General features: G+C 51.5%; 16 protein-coding genes. 5 read left to right on the top strand and 11 right to left on the bottom strand.

All coding sequences use genetic code 11. From position 1 onward, the window contains the following. Window positions 1–10: 10 nt before the first annotated feature. Window positions 11–952: an aldo/keto reductase gene (locus BO53_RS0103290; protein WP_031545403.1), complete on the bottom strand. Its 942-nt coding sequence runs from the start codon at window positions 950–952 to the stop codon at window positions 11–13. A gap of 149 nt (window positions 953–1,101) precedes the next feature. Here BO53_RS0103290 and BO53_RS0103285 point away from each other — a divergent pair, with 149 nt between their 5' ends. The 3 genes from BO53_RS0103285 to BO53_RS0103275 all read left to right on the top strand — a co-directional run bounded on the left by BO53_RS0103285 (window position 1,102) and on the right by BO53_RS0103275 (window position 3,499). Continuing rightward, window positions 1,102–1,956 (top strand): MBL fold metallo-hydrolase, encoded by an 855-nt coding sequence (locus BO53_RS0103285; RefSeq protein WP_245608192.1) that lies wholly within the window; start codon window positions 1,102–1,104, stop codon window positions 1,954–1,956. Window positions 1,957–2,057: 101 nt separating this feature from the next. Next, a complete protein-coding gene (locus BO53_RS0103280) occupies window positions 2,058–2,858 on the top strand; it encodes a metallophosphoesterase (protein WP_245608180.1) in 801 nt (266 codons plus the stop codon). Window positions 2,859–2,869: 11 nt separating this feature from the next. After that, entirely contained in the window at window positions 2,870–3,499 is a 630-nt protein-coding gene (locus BO53_RS0103275) for a LysE family translocator (protein WP_031545397.1), read from the top strand. Between the two features lie 125 nt (window positions 3,500–3,624). On the opposite strand, the gene menC is transcribed toward BO53_RS0103275, so the two are convergent. Both menC and BO53_RS0103265 read right to left on the bottom strand, forming a co-directional pair. Beyond that, on the bottom strand, window positions 3,625–4,764 hold the full coding sequence (gene menC / locus BO53_RS0103270; RefSeq protein ID WP_031545395.1) for an o-succinylbenzoate synthase: 1,140 nt from the start codon (window positions 4,762–4,764) through the stop codon (window positions 3,625–3,627). Window positions 4,765–4,775: 11 nt separating this feature from the next. Then, window positions 4,776–6,209, bottom strand: a complete 1,434-nt coding sequence (locus BO53_RS0103265) for a YfcC family protein (RefSeq protein ID WP_031545393.1) — start codon at window positions 6,207–6,209, stop codon at window positions 4,776–4,778. Between the two features lie 98 nt (window positions 6,210–6,307). Between BO53_RS0103265 and BO53_RS0103260 the strand changes: the two genes are divergently transcribed. Beyond that, entirely contained in the window at window positions 6,308–7,414 is a 1,107-nt protein-coding gene (locus BO53_RS0103260; protein ID WP_031545391.1) for an amidohydrolase, read from the top strand. A 20-nt stretch (window positions 7,415–7,434) separates the two neighbouring features. Continuing rightward, on the top strand, window positions 7,435–8,451 hold the full coding sequence (locus BO53_RS0103255; RefSeq protein ID WP_031545389.1) for a PQQ-dependent sugar dehydrogenase: 1,017 nt from the start codon (window positions 7,435–7,437) through the stop codon (window positions 8,449–8,451). Between the two features lie 51 nt (window positions 8,452–8,502). Here the strand turns inward: BO53_RS0103255 and BO53_RS0103250 are convergent, their stop codons facing one another. The 8 genes from BO53_RS0103250 to BO53_RS0103215 all read right to left on the bottom strand — a co-directional run bounded on the left by BO53_RS0103250 (window position 8,503) and on the right by BO53_RS0103215 (window position 18,365). Next, window positions 8,503–9,018, bottom strand: coding sequence for a hypothetical protein (locus BO53_RS0103250; RefSeq protein WP_051682987.1), 516 nt, complete (start codon window positions 9,016–9,018; stop codon window positions 8,503–8,505). A gap of 80 nt (window positions 9,019–9,098) precedes the next feature. Further along, window positions 9,099–9,347 carry a hypothetical protein gene (locus BO53_RS0103245; RefSeq protein WP_031545384.1) on the bottom strand — a complete coding sequence of 83 codons (249 nt, stop codon included), beginning with the start codon at window positions 9,345–9,347 and terminating at the stop codon, window positions 9,099–9,101. 42 nt (window positions 9,348–9,389) lie between these two features. Beyond that, on the bottom strand, window positions 9,390–12,032 hold the full coding sequence (locus BO53_RS0103240) for an MMPL family transporter (RefSeq protein WP_031545382.1): 2,643 nt from the start codon (window positions 12,030–12,032) through the stop codon (window positions 9,390–9,392). Then, window positions 12,016–12,480, bottom strand: a complete 465-nt coding sequence (locus BO53_RS0103235; RefSeq protein ID WP_031545381.1) for a MarR family winged helix-turn-helix transcriptional regulator — start codon at window positions 12,478–12,480, stop codon at window positions 12,016–12,018. The genes BO53_RS0103240 and BO53_RS0103235 overlap by 17 nt, the downstream gene beginning before the upstream one ends. A 181-nt stretch (window positions 12,481–12,661) precedes the next feature. Next, the gene (locus BO53_RS0103230; protein WP_031545379.1) at window positions 12,662–14,656 is read right to left on the bottom strand and encodes a catalase; all 1,995 of its coding nucleotides are present in this window, start codon (window positions 14,654–14,656) and stop codon (window positions 12,662–12,664) included. 161 nt (window positions 14,657–14,817) lie between these two features. Continuing rightward, window positions 14,818–15,924, bottom strand: a complete 1,107-nt coding sequence (locus tag BO53_RS0103225; protein WP_031545377.1) for a mannitol-1-phosphate 5-dehydrogenase — start codon at window positions 15,922–15,924, stop codon at window positions 14,818–14,820. Window position 15,925: 1 nt separating this feature from the next. Further along, window positions 15,926–16,360 carry a PTS mannitol transporter subunit IIA gene (locus tag BO53_RS0103220; protein ID WP_031545374.1) on the bottom strand — a complete coding sequence of 145 codons (435 nt, stop codon included), beginning with the start codon at window positions 16,358–16,360 and terminating at the stop codon, window positions 15,926–15,928. A 7-nt stretch (window positions 16,361–16,367) separates the two neighbouring features. Then, the gene (locus BO53_RS0103215) at window positions 16,368–18,365 is read right to left on the bottom strand and encodes a BglG family transcription antiterminator (RefSeq protein ID WP_031545372.1); all 1,998 of its coding nucleotides are present in this window, start codon (window positions 18,363–18,365) and stop codon (window positions 16,368–16,370) included. Window positions 18,366–18,368 lie beyond the last annotated feature (3 nt).

Here is an 18,368-nt window from a genome sequence, read left to right as displayed (position 1 = left end):
ATTTCTTTTCCTATGGCAATATATGGCCGGCGGCCTTATAGATGCGGTACCATTCTTCCCGGGTCAATGCAACATCCCCGGCTTTTGCGATGTCCTCGAGCCTTGTAGTGTCGGTCGTGCCGATGATGGTCTGCATATTGGCCGGATGTCTGAGTATCCAGGCGACCGCAACCGCATTTTTTGTCAGTCCATGGGACTGGCCGATGTCTTCCAATACATCATTGAGCGTTCTGTATTTCGGATCATCCATTATGATGCCTTCGAAGTAGCCGTAATGGAAGGGGGACCACGCCTGCAGTGTGATGTCATTCAGGCGGGAATGGTCGAGCAGGCCGCCATCCCGGTCTCCAGCGCCATCGAATGGCGTATTGGCCTGCATCCGGCTGTTGACCATATGCGGGGCGCCGACCCCGAACTGGACCTGATTGGTGATGAGCTGATGATCCGTATGCTTTTGCACGAAGTCGAACTGTGCGGCATGGAAGTTGCTCAGTCCGAAATGCCTGACTTTGCCGCTGTCATGCAGCCGGTCAAAGGCTTCCGCGATTTCTCCAGGTTCCATCAGGGCATCCGGACGATGCAGCATCAGGAGATCCAGGTAATCTGTACCGAGCCGTTCGAGAATGCCGTCGACTGAGTCCAGAATATAGTCCCTGGACAGGTCATAGTACTGGTCTTCCTTTCTATTGGTGCTGTTGGCATAACGGATGCCGCACTTGCTCTGGATCAGTATATTTTCGCGATCCACTTCCGTAGCGAGCACTTTGCTGAACTTGCGCTCGCATTCCCCGGCGCCATAAATGTCTGCATGGTCGAACAGGTTGATACCGAGTTCAACTGCCCTGTTGACATGGCTGGCGAGTTTCCGATCGTCCATATCTGCGATGCGCATGCAGCCGAGTATAATTCGGGAGGCTTCGAGCGAAGAGCCGCCGAGTTTGATTTTTTCCATTTCCTATCACCTCGAATACATTCTACCATATGCGCTGCATGGTCAAATATGCATATTTCTCCGTCTGAATTCAGATTCTTTCATTTTTGGAATAGATGGCCGGATACCGGGTAAATGTATGCTGGATACTTCAAAATAAAAGGAGGATGATTATGAGTAGAATGCAGTATGGCAGCGACTACAAGAAAGTGCCCGCGTATTCGATGGAAAGTGGCAAAACGACGGAAGTGCTCCCGGACCTTTGCACCTACACGAATAAGATAGTGAATGTACACATGGTCGGACATCCGGACGAGAGCCGGTTTGTGCTGGTGGATGCAGGACTGCCGGATTCTGCGGATGAAATCATCAAAGCGGTCGAAGCACGTTTTGGGGAAGGGGCAAGGCCGGAAGCGATCATCCTGACGCATGGCCACTTCGACCATGTCGGTTCAATCATTGAACTGATTGAGAAATGGGACACCCCCGTCTATGCCCATAAGATAGAGTTGCCTTATCTGATGGGGCAGGAGCCCTATCCGGACCCGGATCCCACCGTTGAAGGGGGTATGATGGCGAAGACGGCCTCAATGTTCCCGAAAGAGCCGATCGACCTTGGCGATAATGTGCAGGCATTGCCGGCAGATGGCACTGTGCCGCATATGCCCGGTTTCGAATGGATCCACACGCCGGGGCATACTGACGGACATGTCTCCCTCTACCGTTCATCCGATGGCACATTGATTGTTGGTGATGCATTTGTGACCGTCCAGCAGGACTCCCTCTACAAGGTGATGGCCCAGAAGAAGGAAATACAGGGGCCGCCGGTATATTTCACGACGGATTGGGAAGCGGCCCGCGCGTCGGTTGAAAAACTTCAGTCCATCAAGCCGAATACGGCAGTTTTCGGCCACGGAAAGTCACTTCAGGATGAGGAACTGCGTGAAGGACTCGAAAGACTGGTGGAAAACTTCGATGAAATTGCGCTGCCTTCACACGGCAAATATGTAGATGACGAAAAATAGAATATATGTTTCAAGGCGTGCCAATATGCTCTATAATAGAAATAAAAAATCGAGGTAATCATATGAGGATCTCCCAAATCCTGTTAGGATTTTTTATAGCATTGGCACGCTTTTTATATAAAGAGGACAAGGACATTGTCACTACATACTACACACACGAGTCGGAGCATGTACCGTATGCGTTTGATGGCTATAAGATCATCCAAGTCTCGGATTTCCACAATGGCTGGTTCGGCTGGCGTTCTTCCAAGCTGATCAGGAAGATCAGAAAGATCGATGGGGATGTGATATTCGTCACCGGGGACATCATCGACCGGCGTACACCCAACTTCAGGCGGTCCATGAATCTGGTCAGACAGCTGGTGGAAATCCTGCCGACCTATTATGTGACGGGGAACCATGAAGCCCACTACAAAAGGTTCGGCAGGCTGGAGCGGGCGATTGAAGTTTCAGGCATGAAAAATATCAGCAGGCGCAACGACCGGCTCTATATCGGCAATGAGTATATCCGTCTGATCGGCATGGAGGATCTGTGGTTCTATGGAGAGGACGGGGATCATCAGGTGGTGGAAGACTTTGAGCGGGATCTCGAACATCGGCTCGAAGGAAGGGATGACCGCTTCACCATCGTGCTCTCCCACCGCCCCGAACTGCTTCATGTATACGGCAGATATCCGGTAGACCTTGTGTTCACCGGGCACGCTCATGGCGGACAGATACGGCTGCCGGTTGTCAAAGGGCTTTATGCACCGCATCAGGGCGTCCTGCCGAAATACAGTGAGGGCATCCATGAGAGGAACGGCACGCGCATGGTCGTCAGCCGGGGGCTCGGAAACAGCCGGTTTCCATTCCGCGTATTCAACCATCCTGAAATTGTCGTGATGGAACTGAAAAGAAAATAGGAGACGATGCAATGGATAACCTGCTCGCATACAGTACAGTCGTGCTCATACTGGCCATGTTGCCGGGTGCGGACATGATGATCATCATGAAGAATACGCTGAACTACAACAGCAGCGCGGGAAGGGTGACGATTCTCGGCATCATTCTCGGCCACCTGTTCTGGACATTCATCGCGGTCATCGGCCTGGCGGTCGTCATCGCAAATTCAATCCTTTTATTCAGTACAATAAAGTACATCGGTGCAGCCTACCTCGTCTACATAGGAATCAAGAGCTTCACAGCAGGACAGCTTGTCTCAATGGACAACCTGAAGGAGGGGAGCGGCAAGGTGAGGGGACATGTGAAGGCATCCTTCAGGCAGGGGCTCATCAGCAACATCTTCAATCCGAAAGTCCTCCTGCTCTACATCACCATCATGCCGCAGTTCATGACAGTCGGCGGCAGCATCGGAGAGAACCAGCAGCTGATCATACTCGCCGGCATACTGATCGGGATTTCTACAGTGTGGTTCCTCGTGGTTGTCGAACTTGTAAACATAATGAAGAGATGGCTCAAGAGCAGAACGTTCCAGAACTGGCTCGCTAAAGGCGCCGGCGTGGTCCTGATACTCTTTGGAATCAGGACAGCGCTTGAGGCGTAGGAGAGCCGGCAACCTGCCACAGAAGCAGGGCACGACTGCAAGTTGAATCTCCACTCCCCAATCACCCGCCACAAAAAAAGAACACGGACGGCGCATGCGCCGTCCGTGTTCTTTTCCTGTTCCAATCAATCATAGAAGATCATATCGACGGTGTCTGCTTCTGTAATGGACTCCGTCTTCTGCAGGTACTGCTCCATTTTGCGGAAGTCGACTGTAGAACCGATGCCCGGCTCCCTGCTCACTTCGACGATGCCGTCTTCGGCGACGACTTCCGGTGTGATGATGTCTTCATACCAGTACCGGCTGGATGAAGCGGTATCACCCGGCAGGATGAAGTTGCCGAGCGTTGTGATGGCGATGTTGTGCAGGCGACCGACGCCTGCTTCGAGCATGCCGCCACACCATAGCGGGATGTCATGCTCGGCTGCCAGGTCGTGGATCTTTTTGGATTGGGTGATGCCGCCGACCCGGCCGACCTTTACGTTGATGATCCGGCAGCTGCCGAGTTCGATGGCGCCGCGTGCGGCTTCATAGGAATCGATACTTTCATCGAGGCATACCGGCGTCTTGATTTCCCTCTGCAGTTTGGCGTGGTCGATGAGGTCGCCGGCAGCGAGTGGCTGTTCGATCATCATCAGGTTGAATTCATCAAGTGCCTTCAGCGTCTCCATATCATCGAGCGTATAGGCGGAGTTCGCATCCACCATGAGCGGGATGTCGCCGAAGCGGTCCCTGATCCTGCGGATCATTTCCACATCGCGTCCGGGTTTGATCTTCACCTTGATCCGCTTGTACCCTTCATCGACCTTCTCTTTCACTTTCTCGAGGAGCAGTTCATCCGTATCCTCGAGACCCAAGGAAACACCGACGTCGACCTTCTCCTTTTTGCCTCCGATGGCTTCAGCAAGCGTCATGTCATTCTGCTTGGCGTAGAGGTCCCAGACGGCCCCTTCAATTGCCGATTTGGCCATGTTGTTCCTTTTGAACGGCTTGAACTTTTCCCATACGTCATCCGGATGATTGATTTCCTCATGGATGACGATCGGTGCGAAATATTTCTTCATCGCGATGATGGATGCATCCATGAACTCCTCGGAATAGAGCGGGTCTTCCCCGGAGACGCATTCCCCGAAGCCGGAACGGCCGGTGTCATCTATCGCTTCAACGATTGTGATGTGTCGATCCTGCTGTGTACCGAAGCTCGTCGTGAATGGCGTCTTCATCTTCATCAGGAGCTGGTGCAGTTTGATTTCTTTAATATTCATTGTTCTTCCTCCTATACTGGACCCCAGTTTATTGCTACAAGTACAATTATATAGATAATGCCGAGGACATACCACATAAGTACAAGCGGCAGGGCGAACCTGAACCATTTGGTGTACGGGACGCCTGCGATGGCAAGGTTTGCCATCAGCACGCCGGACAATGGGGTGATGATGTTGGTGAAGCCGTCACCCATCGTGTATGCCTGCACGGCGATCTGACGCGGGAAGTCCATGATGTCGGCAAGCGGTGCCATGATCGGCATGACGATGGCCGCCTGGCCACTGCCGGAAGTGACGATCAGGTTGAACAGGCCGTTGGCGATGAACATCATGATCGCCCCCATCGTGCTTGAGAAGGGATCCATGATGATCGCCATGAAGTTGACGATGCTGTCCAGGATCATGCCCTGTTCGAGCAGCACGACAATGGAACGGGCCATCCCGATGATTAGGGCACCGTAGAGTACTGTATTTGCCCCTTCGATGAAAGTGGAAATCATCTCATTCACATGGATTCTGCCGATGATCGCTGTGGCCACCATGATGACAAGGAATACGGCGGACATCTCACCAAGGCTCCATTCAGCCACGAACACCCCAGTGACATAGGCGCCGATGCCGCCCGCGAGCGCGAGCAGCACGAGGATGTGCTTCAGCTTCATGTCCTGCTGGCCGAGACCTTCCGCCTCCGTTGGACTTTTGGGGAATGGATTGCCCTTCAATATGCTGCGTTCCGGATCCTTCTTGATGCGGTTCGCATACCAGATGACGTAGGCCATGGTCGCGACAAGCGTGATGATGTACATGACGACGCGCTCAGGTGCGCCGGAGAAGAGCGGAATTTCAGCAATCTCTTGGGCGAACCCGATTGTGAGCGGGTCGAGAATCGCCACCCCGAAACCGACATAGGCACCGAGATAGATGATCGAGACCCCGATGATGGCGTCCATCTTCATCGATCGGGCAAGGATGATGCCGAGCGGAATGAAGGCGATGACCGCATTGACGATGATGCCGAGTGTGCCGAATATGGAGAATACGATCATGACGAGAGCGATGAGCAGCCATTCCTTATTCCGGGTGATGCGGATGATCTTCGTGACCAGTGCATCGATGGCGCCGGTCCGCTCGATGACGGCAAATACACCGCCGATGATCAGGACGAGGAAGATCAGGTTGGCTGTACTGACGAGCCCCTCGACGATTGCGCTGAAGATATCGAGGAATCCGGCCGGGTTCGAATCGATGATGCTGTAGGTGCCGGGTATGATGACATCGATGCCTTCTGCCGACTGCTCGGTTTCAAAGGTTCCCGCTGGAATTATGTATGTCGCTGCTGCTGCGAGGACGAGGAAGAAAAAAAGTATGGCGTAGGCATCCGGCAGGCGGAACCCCCTCTTTTCGCGCTTTCTGTCGTTTTCTTCGGTTGAATCATTTCCTTTCACGATCAAAGCCCCCTTGTTTGAATTTTCAAGTAATTAATAATGTATTATAATGAAGAGTGAATGAATATTCAATAATTTGTATGGAAGGAGATTAAAATATGATAGATGAAAAGATGAAGGAAGTTTTTGATCATATGCATGCACACCCTGAACTGAGCTATGAGGAGGTCGAGACCACGGAGTACATATACAATTATCTCAAAGAAGCGGGGTTCAGTCCTGTGAAGTTCAGCAATACGACGGGACTATACTGTGATGTGGGGAATTTTGATGACGGCAATCCGATCATCGGCATCCGGGCGGATATAGACGCACTGTTTCAGGAGGTGGATGGCGTCAAGCGGGCGAACCACTCCTGCGGACATGATGCACATACCTCAATGGTCATTGGCACGATGCTGAAAATAAAGGATGACACGGCGCTTGAATCGAGAGGCGTGCGGTTCATTTTCCAGCCTGCCGAAGAAGTCGGGACGGGCGCACTGTCCGTTGTGGACGAAGGCGTCGTGGATAATCTGGACTACTTTTTCGGCATTCACCTGAGGCCGATAGAGGAGGCGGTCAATGGATACGCCGCACCGAGCATCGAGCATGGTGCTGCCGGATCACTCCAATTCAGGATCGTCGGTGAGGATGCACATGGTGCGAGGCCGCACCTGAACCATAATGCCATCGAAGTCGGTACGGACATCGTCAACATGCTCTCCAAAATACACATCAATCCGATTGTACCCTCCTCGGTCAAGATGACACGGTTCCTGTCCGGCGGCAAGTCGCTGAACATCATACCGGGAAGTGCGGAGTGCGGCATTGATATGCGTGCCCAGACCAACGAACAGATGGAGAAACTGAAAGAGCGCGTCTTCAATATCCTCAGGAACATCGAGGAAATCTATGATGTGAAGATTGAAGATATGGAGTTCTCGGGCATTGTGGCAAGCGAGAGCCACCAGGATGCGATTGATGTACTGCGCACATCGATTGTGGATGTGCTTGGAGAGGAAAAGTGCCTCGAGCCGATCGTGACGAGCGGCGGCGATGATTTCCACTACTATACGGTCAAGATGCCTGAATTGAAGGGGGCCATGCTCGGGCTCGGCTGCGATCTGAAGCCGGGGCTCCATCATCCGAATATGACGTTCGAACACTCGGCACTGGCAAATGGGGCGGAGATATTGTACCAGGCGATACTGAACGTAAAATAATCCGGGGAAGGGGGGATGCAATGAAGAGGGGAATTGTTCTGTTGGTGATTCTCATGATTGGAGCGTGCAGCAATGAAGCGGCGAGCAATGGTCCGGATGAGGCAGAAATCCTGGCGGAAGACCTTGAGACGCCCTGGATGATCGAGAAAGCGGAGGAGGGCTTCTATATTTCCGAAAGGGGAGGCGTCCTGAAGCTGGTGACTGACGGTGAAACCACTGCCCAGTCCCTTGAACTCGAACAGGAGACCCATGCATCGGGAGAAGGGGGACTGCTCGGATTCATCCTGCACCCCGATGACCCTGACACCGCCTTCCTCTATCACACGTATTCGGATGGCGGGGAGAAGAACCGGGTCGTTGAGATGACACGGGACGGCTCGTCCTGGTTTGAGTCCGATGTCGTTGTTGAGGATATCCCCGGGGCGAATATCCATAACGGCGGAAGGATGGACATCGGGCCGGACGGCCACCTCTATATCACAACGGGAGACGCCGGAAATGGAGAATACAGTCAGGACAGGAACAGTTTGGCGGGCAAGATATTGAGGGTCGCACTCGATGGCTCCATCCCGGAAGATAATCCGTTCGGTACGGAAGTGTACAGCTACGGACATCGAAACCCGCAGGGTCTGGCATGGGATGAAGAGGGTACGCTTTACGCCACTGAACATGGGGCGAGCGGCCATGATGAAGTCAATGTCATCGTATCCGGTGCCAACTATGGATGGCCGCTGATCGAAGGAGATGAGGAAGAGGCGGGGATGGAGACGCCGTTCTACCACACCGGTTCGGACACCTGGGCCCCTTCAGGCATCGCCCATGATGACGGCACCCTCTATATCGCAGCGTTGAGGGGCAATGAAGTGGTCGCTTTCGATCTGTCATCGAATGCCCCTTCGACTTTTTATGACGAAGGCAGCAGGATGCGGGACGTGCGGGTGGAAGAAAACCGGCTCTATACCATCACGAATAATACCGATGGCCGGGGAGATCCATCAGAAGGTGATGACCGGCTGCTTGAACTGGAAATGGAATGATGGAGAATATGAAAAAACAGTCCTGACGAATTCGTCAGGACCGTTTTATGCTTAAATGCTCTTATACTGTTCGCCTGTTTCATCCACGACACCAAATGCATCTTCTTCCAGCTTACGGTTGTAGAGGAAGAGGATGACGATGGCTGCAATGCCGGCGGTCACAAAGTTCAAGAGGGCAAGCAGTGCAGCGACGCCGAGATTCTTCGTATACGCCTTGAAGATGCCCAGGAAGACAATGGATTCCATGAGCACATAGCTGATCGCAATATCACCGATGGAAAGCCCCATGATATAGATGACGATGCCGACGATCGCGAATACGAGACCGATGGTCTTGGGATTGAACTGGCCGCGTTCTGTTATATGGCCGTCGTACATCTGGCCGCCCAGATAGAACGTGCCGAATGGCACGAAGCCGAGCAATGGCATATCCAGGTTCTTCTTCTCCGCGACGCGGAAAAGGAAGTAGCCCTGCAGCAGCCACTTGACGATTCCAAGAAGGAAAAAGAAGATGGCCAGCAATATGCCGATGATGGCAAGGCCTGCAAAAAGACCAAAAATTTCCATACGTTATCACACCCTTCAGTGAAATTATACCATATCCATATATTGTGATAAAAGAAAAGCAGGCCATGGGCCTGCTTTATTTATCTGCCATATCTGCGGAAGTTTCTTGCATTTATCTTTTCTGCACTGCGGTACGCGTCAATGACAGCATACAGCCATACGATTGGCAGGAAAATGTAGCCGATCAGTACGATTGTCAGGGCACCATTGATGACTTGCAGGAGAATGATGATGATTCCTTTCAGAATCTGACCGTTATAGATCTGTCCCAGCCCGTTGATCAGGGCACTCAGGACTGCTGCAACACCTGAACTTTTTTGTGAAGGCATATATTCACTCCTCGATTCTTCTTAACTTTTAATATTTACCCGTTATTCCTTGTCCCTAAACTTATTTTCACGCTCTCTGCCGCCTGGCATTCTGAACGGCCACCAGTTGCCGCGGCCGAATGTGATCACGAATGCCGGCACGAGAAGCGGCAGTACGATGAAGGCATAGAAGAGCAGGGCGAATATGATGATGCTTGCAACCTGGATCAGGATGATCATGCCGGATGGCAGCAGGGCGGCAAATGTACCGGACAGGATGATGACCGCCGTTATGACGACGCCACCCATGCGTCTGATGGACTGTTCAATGGCATCACGTATGCTGCGTCCCGTCAGTTCCTCCCTGAACCGGTCGATGATGAATATGGAGTAGTCGATGCCGAGTGCTGCGAATATGATCAGACTGAAGAACGGCACGGCCCAGTTCAATTCACCATAGCCGAAGAATCCGAGCAGCCATTGCGTAATGGTTACAGATGCGAAATAGGTGATGAATATGGAGCTGATCATTGAAATCGGCAGGATCAGGGACCTGAAGATGATGGCCAGAATGACAAACAATGTCAGTATGAATATCGTTACGACACGATTGTAGTCGTCATTCGAAATCTGATTCAAATCCCGGTTCATGCTTGTTACACCGGAGAAATAGGATTCTGTGGATTCTCGGTCGAGACGCTGGAGTTCACCATCCACGGTCTCCTCGACCTCATTCAGTGTCGCCATGGCTTCATGGCTGTATGGATCATCGGCCAGAATGACGTTCATGATCAGCGCTTCATTATCTCCGAATGCATATTGGTCTACAGCGTCCTGAATGTCATCGTTGTCGATGAATGACTGGGGAACATGGATGCCCGTCTGGTCGACGGCTTCATTTTCACTGATTTCACCAAGGAGGGTGGACGCTTCCTCGAGTCCATCCTGAATCTCATCTATCCCTTCGGCGGAATCGCTCAATCCGTTGGAGAGCTCCGTCAGCTGCTCATTTGCGGCTGCCTGCTGTTCATTCATCTGGGTATTGGCAGCAGAGACCTCCCCGGAGAGGGTGGTCAATCCTTCCTGTACCTGGGACAGCTGCTGGGCCGCACCTTCTACATCACCGGTCTGTGCCATGTACCCGGTGATCTGGCCGATATTGCTGTTGATTTCATCTATGCCGGATTCAAGCTCGGAAAGGTCCCCGCCGCCCATATCATTGTTGGCAAGGCTGTCACTGGCTTCGGTCAGTCCCTCCGATATCTCGGTCAATCCTTCCTGCATATCGGCAATGCCTTCATTGGCCTGCTCAAGCTGATTGCGGACACCAAGGTCCTCAATCTCTTCGCCGGCCGGCCGTGTGATGGTCTGGACTTCCTGGACGCCTTCAAGGCTTGAGACTGTGGAGGCTACGGCATCGAGCCTTGAAAGGCTCTCCTGGGTCAACAGGTCGTCCCCGTTGGATACGATGACTTGAACCGGGAACAGCTGCCCCTCATCGAAATTCTCGCTGACGACATTTGTCGCATGTACTGCAGAGTATTCATTATCCAGTTCCTCTATGGAGTCGAAGTTCACTTCGTCATCATAGAAGAGGGCCACCGCAATCAGTATGGCGAAGATGGAGAAGATGATGCGGGTCGGATACTTCAGCGAGAATATGCCGAGTGGCGTCCATAGTCTGCTTTCTTTGAACTCCGTCTTCTTGATGTTCGGCCAGAATATGTACTTGCCGAGCAGATGCATGAGGGCGGGAAGCAGGGTGAAGATCGACAGCAGCAGGAAGACGACACCAAGTGCCACGCCGACTGCAGAACGGTATATCTCAAAGTTTGCAAAATATAGGACACCGAACACGATTGCACCGGAAAGTCCGCTGATGAAGACCGTCTTGCCCCCTGTGGAGAAGGTGCGGATGATGGCATCATACTTGTCATGGTGCTCGAGCTCCTCCTTGAAGCGATTGAGCAGAAGGATACAGTAGTCGGTTCCGATACCGAACAGGATAACGATCAGGAAACTCTGGGTCTGTGGCGAGATCGGGAACCCGAACCATTCCACGAACCAGGCAACGAATGACTGCCCGATCAGGTAGGCAACACCGACCACCGCTACAGGTATGAATGGTGTGACGATGGAGCGGAACATGAGCAGCAGTACTGCTACGACGATGATCACGGTAAACATTTCAGTGGACTGGATGCCTTCCATGGCATCCTGCTCGACCGTCTTCTGGATCAGTTCATTGGAAGTCATCGATGTGTCGGCTTCGGTTGGGTTCATCTCTTCGATGGAATCGGCGACACTGCTGATGTCATTGACGGGGCCGACATAATCCATCGGTATCATGATGACCCCATTTTCATCATTGATGAAGTTTTCCTGCACATCGTCTTCAAACTCAAAAGGATTGATGACATTTTCCACGCCTTCAACCGACTCAATTTCTTCAATGTATGAAAGGATGTCTGATTCATTTGGCATGACTTCCCCATCGAATTCGAGGACGAGTGACATCATTTCCTTATCCTGGTCATATTCTTCAAGGAACTGGCGTGCCTGTTCACTTGGAGAATCGTCGGACAGCTGGACATCTCCCTTCTCTGCGGCCAATTGGGTGAGGTTGGGAGCAAGGATATAGGTTGTTACGGCAAAAATGAGCATCAGTGCCGTAATCGGCCATTTGAACTTAAGAATGTGTTTCATCGTGTATACCTCCAGGTATGTATTTCAATATTGTCAGTGTGGCATCGTGCAGTGTGCGTTCTTCCTCCTGGGACAGTTCACCGACATCTTCCCTGATCTTTTCAAGGATATTGTCCATGAATTCCTCCAGCAGTTCCTCTGCATCATGGGTCATGTAGATGAGCTTGGAACGCCTGTCATTCGTCAGCTCGTTCTGCTTGACCGTCACCAGGTTCTTGCGTTCGAGCTTTTTGACGGTATGCGTAATCGCACTCCTTTGCACATTCAGCTCCGAAGCAAGTGCAGAGGGTGTAGCATGGCCTTTGAGGTAGATATACTTGATGATGTCCATCTGGGTCTTCGAAATATGCATGCGCGCGACGGAATCCGTCACATCGCTGAAAACTTTCGTGTAGCCGTATCCGTATATGTCTCTCAGGTTATGTACGATGTCATTTTTCCTTTTCATAATACCAGACCCCGCTTGATTGTTGAGTATGCTCAACTAATTGAAACATTTCATATTCTATCACGCTGGGGAGGGGTGGTCAAAAGATAATATGTGACACTTTTCGAAGAGGCGCAGAGGATGACGATCCGCATGGACATAAAAAACTCCCTCCTGAATAGGAGGGAGAAAATAATGGAAACTATCTGTCCCAGACCCTGTGGCCTTTGACCGCTTCGAGGAAGCCGTCGAGGTCCTGTTCAATGTCTGCGACACCTTTGTCTTCCTTGGTGAAGGAGAGCATATCGAATATATCACCGGAATCGATGCCGTATCCGATTGCCTTCTTATGCTTATACGCAATTTCCAGGTTTTCGATGACCGGTGCAGGCGGTTGTTCCTCACCTTTCAATAGGATCATTGAATCGAAGAGGACACAGTGGACGGTATCGAATGTTTCATCGACAGTGATGTCCCCAATCCTGTATATCTTATCGGCTATGAACGTAACCTGGAGTCCTTTCTCTTCAAGCTTGGACTTCGTCTCCTTCAACGTCTGTTCAGCGACATCCGGTGTGAGCATGACACCGACTGTGCGTGTTTCGAGGGAGAAGTTGGTATTTTCCATGCTGAGGGCTGGGGAGCGTTTGGAGTAGGTGGATTCCTCCACTTCCGGTGGAGCTTCCACACCGACCCTGTCAGCGACATATTCAGTCATGTCACGGTCTATTTTGTTCAACAGCTTGTAGATGGCATTCTCCCGAATTTCCATATCACATTTGCCCAGTTCAAAGCTCAAGGCATCATATATATGCTGCCTTTCTGTTTCCGACATGGAATTCAGGAAGAGTTTGGCCTGACTGAAGTGGTCCGTGAAGCTTTCACTCCTGGCACGGACTTTCCTGCCTTCGACCTTCTCGCTGTAATGCTCGTATCCTCCTTTTTCAGCAGCCAACGGTTCAGGCTGATTATTGTTCATGGCGTTTTTGTGATATGAGGTTTTCCCCTTATGGATGTACATCTGGTTGTAGCCGTCACGCTGGTTGTTGGCGAATGGACAGATTGGACGGTTGATTGGAATCTGATGGAAGTTCGGTCCGCCGAGACGGATCAGCTGGGTATCCGTATAGGAGAACAGTCGGCCCTGAAGCAATGGATCATTGGTGAAGTCGATGCCGGGAACGACGTGTCCAGGGTGGAACGCAACCTGCTCGGTCTCTGCAAAGTAGTTGTCCACGTTCTGGTTCAATGTCAGCTTCCCGACGATCTGCACAGGCACTTCCTCTTCCGGCCATATCTTGGTGGGGTCCAGGATGTCGAATTCCATTTCAAATTCGTCTTCTTCAGGGATGACCTGCAGTCCCAACTCGAATTCCGCAGGAATGCCTTTCTCGATGTTCTGCCACAGTTCCATGCGGTTGAAGTCTATGTTTTTGCCGTTGATCATCTGTGCCTCATCCCAGAGTACCTGATGGGTACCAAATTTCGGTTTCCAGTGGAATTTGACGAAGTGGCTTTTGCCCTCTGCATTGACCAGCCTGAACGTATGGACGCCGAAGCCTTCCATCATCGTGAGGCTTCTCGGAATGGCACGGTCACTCATCAGCCACATGACCATATGGGCGCTTTCGGTGTTTTCCGATACCCAGTCCCAGAATGTATTGTGGGCGGAAGCGGCCTGTGGGATTTCATTGTGTGGTTCAGGTTTTACGGCATGGACGAAATCGGGGAATTTGATTGCATCCTGCATGAAGAATACCGGCATGTTGTTGGCCACAAGATCGAAGTTACCTTCTTCAGTATAGAACTTCGTCGCAAAACCGCGCACGTCACGCGGGATGTCCATCGATCCGCGGTTGCCGGCCACTGTGGAGAAGCGGGTGAATACCGGCGTCTTCTTGCCGGGCTCGGTAAGGAATTTGGCCCGCGTATATTTTTCCAGCGATTCATATACTTCAAATTCACCATGTACTGCGAATCCGCGGGCATGGACGATACGCTCCGGAATCCGTTCATGGTCGAAGTGGGTCATCTTTTCACGGAAGTGGAAGTCCTCCATCAAGGTGGGTCCGCGTTCACCCGCCTTGAGTGAGAATTCATCTTCGCTCATCGGCAGTCCCTGGTTCGTGGTCAGTGGCGCTTCCTTCGTATTGTCAATCGTGTCCCTTTGATTCAGTTCATCTTTTTTCCTGGACATTAAAATACCTCCTGAATATTTTAGACTCTATAGGAACTTTACCCGGCTTTCTTCTAGAATTAACATAGATGTCGAAAAGTTCAGTGTGTTTTTGCTTGAATCATATATATATATATATCCAACGTGAAAATGCCCCGGCTCATTGAGCCGGGGCATTCATATCAGATTTTTGCTTCAATCTCTTCCAACAATCCCTGACCCAGACCGCTGTGTGTGGAGAGGAAATGCGTGATGCCCTTCTCAGAGATGGTCTGATTCATCTCGACCTGTTCAGGATCATCCTGGTTGTCGAACTTCAGGGCATGCACAACCAGTTCCGACAATGCATCGTGGTCGTGGCCGTTTTCATGCAGGTACACGAGCGGTTTGATGATGCGGTCATTCGGACCGAGTTTCCTGAGCACGCCCCGGCCGACACGGTTGAGGTCATCGGAGAGATATGGGTTTTTGAACCTGCCGATGATCTTGTCGATATACTGGGACTGTTCTGCCTGCGTAAAGTCGTAGTTTTCTGTGAGGTAGAGGGTCGTCTCATTGAGCACATTCTTCAGGAAGACGACGACTTCATCGTCCTGCATCGCTTCCGAAACGCTTCTGTAGCCGAGCGTCTTTCCGTAATAGGCGATGGCGGCGTGTCCTGTGTTTACAGTGAACAGCTTCCTTTCGATATAGGGCATGAGGTCGGGAACATAGTTCACGCCATCGAGCTTGTCATCACCCATCCAGCTGTCGGCTTCGATGACCCATTCGTAGAAAGGCTCGACCTTCACATCAAGGATATTTTCGTTCTTCTGAATCGGTACGATGCGGTCCACTGCAGAGTTCGGGAAGCCGATGTTGGTGAATGCATGCGTACCGACTTCTGAAGCGATGGCCGTCTTCAGCGTATCTGTAGCAAGGACGGCATTTTCACAGGCGATAATGTTGAGCGGCCTGCCTTCCCCGCGCTGTTCCAGGTGGGGGGCAATGGTTTTAGCGATGATCGGCAGAATATTGGCGCCGACTGCTGTCGTGATGATATCGGCCTCCGCTATAGCCTGGGCCAAATCTTCTTTGTCCTGTGCGGTATGGACACCTTTCACTCCGCTGATTTCATAGGCGTCGCCATTCTCTTCGGCGATATGCACAGTATATTTCTGGTCCCTGTTCAGCGCGTCTATGATTTCATCATTGACGTCTGCGAATGTGATTTCATATCCGTTATCATGCAGTACTTTGCCGATGAACCCACGACCGATGTTTCCGGCACCAAAATGAACGGCTTTCATATCATATCTCCTCATTTTCAAAGAGTGCGATGATTTCGTCGGCAGAAGATGCATTGATGACCTGCTCGGCATTTTCCTCTTCAGAGAAGAGCACTGCTATTTTTTGAAGCATGTCAAGGTGCTCATTATCCTTGCCGGCAATACCGAGTACGACTTTGGCTTCATTCCCGTCAAAATCAACACCGGCCGGCACCTGTACCAGGGAGAGGCCGCTCTCTATGACGGAGGTTTTCCCTTCGTCTGTGCCGTGGGGGATTGCCAGCCCATTCCCCATGAAGGTGGAGACGACCTTTTCCCGCTCCAGCATGGAGTCGATGTAGGCCTCCTCGACGGCGCCCTGCTGCACGAGCAGCCTGCCCGCCATTTCAATTGCCTCCTCCTTCGAACTCACTGTCTGGTCCATTAGAATGTTTTCCTTCTTCAACATAGTGATCATTTCCTTTCTATTTATAGATTGTCCGTAAGTGGTTCTTGATTGCTTCTTCTATTTTTTGCGGGTTTTCATAAAGTTCATGGATATTCATGTGATGCTCCCCGAACAGAACACTCAGCTCACTGATCGCTTCAGCGGCAAGCGTATCTTCCGGGACAAGGAGTATGATCTGGTGGTTGACCGTCACTTCTTCCCCAAGGTAGTTCCTATCTTCTATACCTCCACAGTTATGGATGAAAACAATTCTGTGGTGCTTGATGAGCGGAGACCTGATGTGGGGATAGGAAAATCCATCCTCCCCGATGATGAAGCCAGTTGCTTCGAAACGGTCCTTCAATTGCAGGACGACCCGGTCGATGTCTTCTTCCGGCATGTCAGCTTCCGAGTCCAGTGCGTCACGGATTGAGGAGAGGGCATCGGTTTGCTCCTCCCTGGTGATGGAGGAGCGGTTGAGATAGAGTTCCGAAACCTGGATTACGCGGTCTGGATTGACTTCCGACATTGTGGTGGTCCCCGCCGCTTTTGGAAGCGGGGCGGCATCCATGTGGGCCATCGCCTCTGTGATCTTCTTTTCGTCATTTGCATCAAGCAGGGGGCTGACGAGTATATAGTTCTCAAGGTCGAGCGGCACTGTGCTCAGCACCAGTTCCCCGTCATGGATCTCCTTATCTGCAATTTCGGATATCGAGAGTTCCTGCCGGATGAATATATTGTTGAATCTGCTCTTTAGCTGATTCGCGAGAATTCGGCTTGTGCCGATGCCGCTGGAGCAGACCGTCGTCACTTCAATCCTTGGGTTGGCATGCAGTATACCGCCAAAGTGTATGGTGAGGAAGCCGATCTCCGATTCGGTGAGCTTCTCCACCTTGAAGTGCTGACGGAAGCATTCACCGACGATTTCGAACAGGGCCGGATAACTTTCCTTTATCGAATCAAGCAGGGGATTGGCTGTGATGATGCCGGAGGCCATCCGGTGCAGCGTCGGTTCGATATGAAGTATCAGCCCCTCCTTGAGTTCCGGATAGGCATAGAAGGGATAGTTCATCCTGTGGCTCACTGCATCAATGAATGCACTGGTAAGCAGTTCGATGGAGTCCGCTTCATCAGCCTCCCGCGACTTTCTTCTACTCCCCCGGAGGTGCATGCAGATGAAATATACCTCTTCTTCAGGGAATGTGATGGAAAATTCATCTTCGAGCTTTAGGGTGAGCGCCAAGGACACTTCGAATTCCTGTGTATTCCGCAGTTCATCCTTGAGGGACTGCTTGACCGAGATGCTTTGTGAATGTTCGGTGCGGTCGATTGCGAGCACGATATGCAGTGTCAGATTCAAGTATGCATTTTCAGTCAGCTGATAGGGCAGCACCTCGAGTTCATCCATGAGCAGCCGTTCCACTTTGAAGATGGTGTCGGCTTCAAGCAGCCCCATGATATTGCTGTTGACGAGGGAGCTGAAGACGAAGTTGTTCTCGATGACCGAGTAGATGCTGTTCGAATTGAGCTCATTGACCATCATGTCGGCCAGGAAATTCTGCTTATTCAGTCCATCTCCGACAAGCTGTATACCGATGGCGCGCGTCTTTCTGATTTCAAGGCCCGAAGCCTCAAGGGGCGCAGCCATCTGTTCGATCAGCTCATCGACCTTGTGCTCGCTGACCCCGAGTTCGACGGCGAGGGCGCTCTTCTTGAGGCCTTCCGGATTCAGCATCAGATTATAGATGAGTGCGACCTTCTTCTCTTCGTTGCTCAAATCCTTGCCCGCGTGCGTATTGATGAAGGTGGTGAGTTTATCGATGTCACCCGGGCCAAGTTCTAGCTTTACGCCTTTTCTGTACTCCCTGATCAGCTCTATGCCGAGCTGACCAAGCGTATCGGTGACGTTCTTCAGTTCCCGGTGGATGGTCCTTGAGGACACCCCCAGGGTGTCTGCGAGTTCCTTGATGAGCAGAAAGGTGCCATTATGATAGATGAGCTCGTTGATGATTTTTTTCTCCCGAGAACTGATCATAAT

The organism is Salinicoccus luteus DSM 17002 (assembly GCF_000712035.1).
Lineage (GTDB): Bacteria > Bacillota > Bacilli > Staphylococcales > Salinicoccaceae > Salinicoccus > Salinicoccus luteus.
Note: the sequence above shows the minus strand (reverse complement) of the source record. Positions and strands in the feature narration are given on the sequence as shown.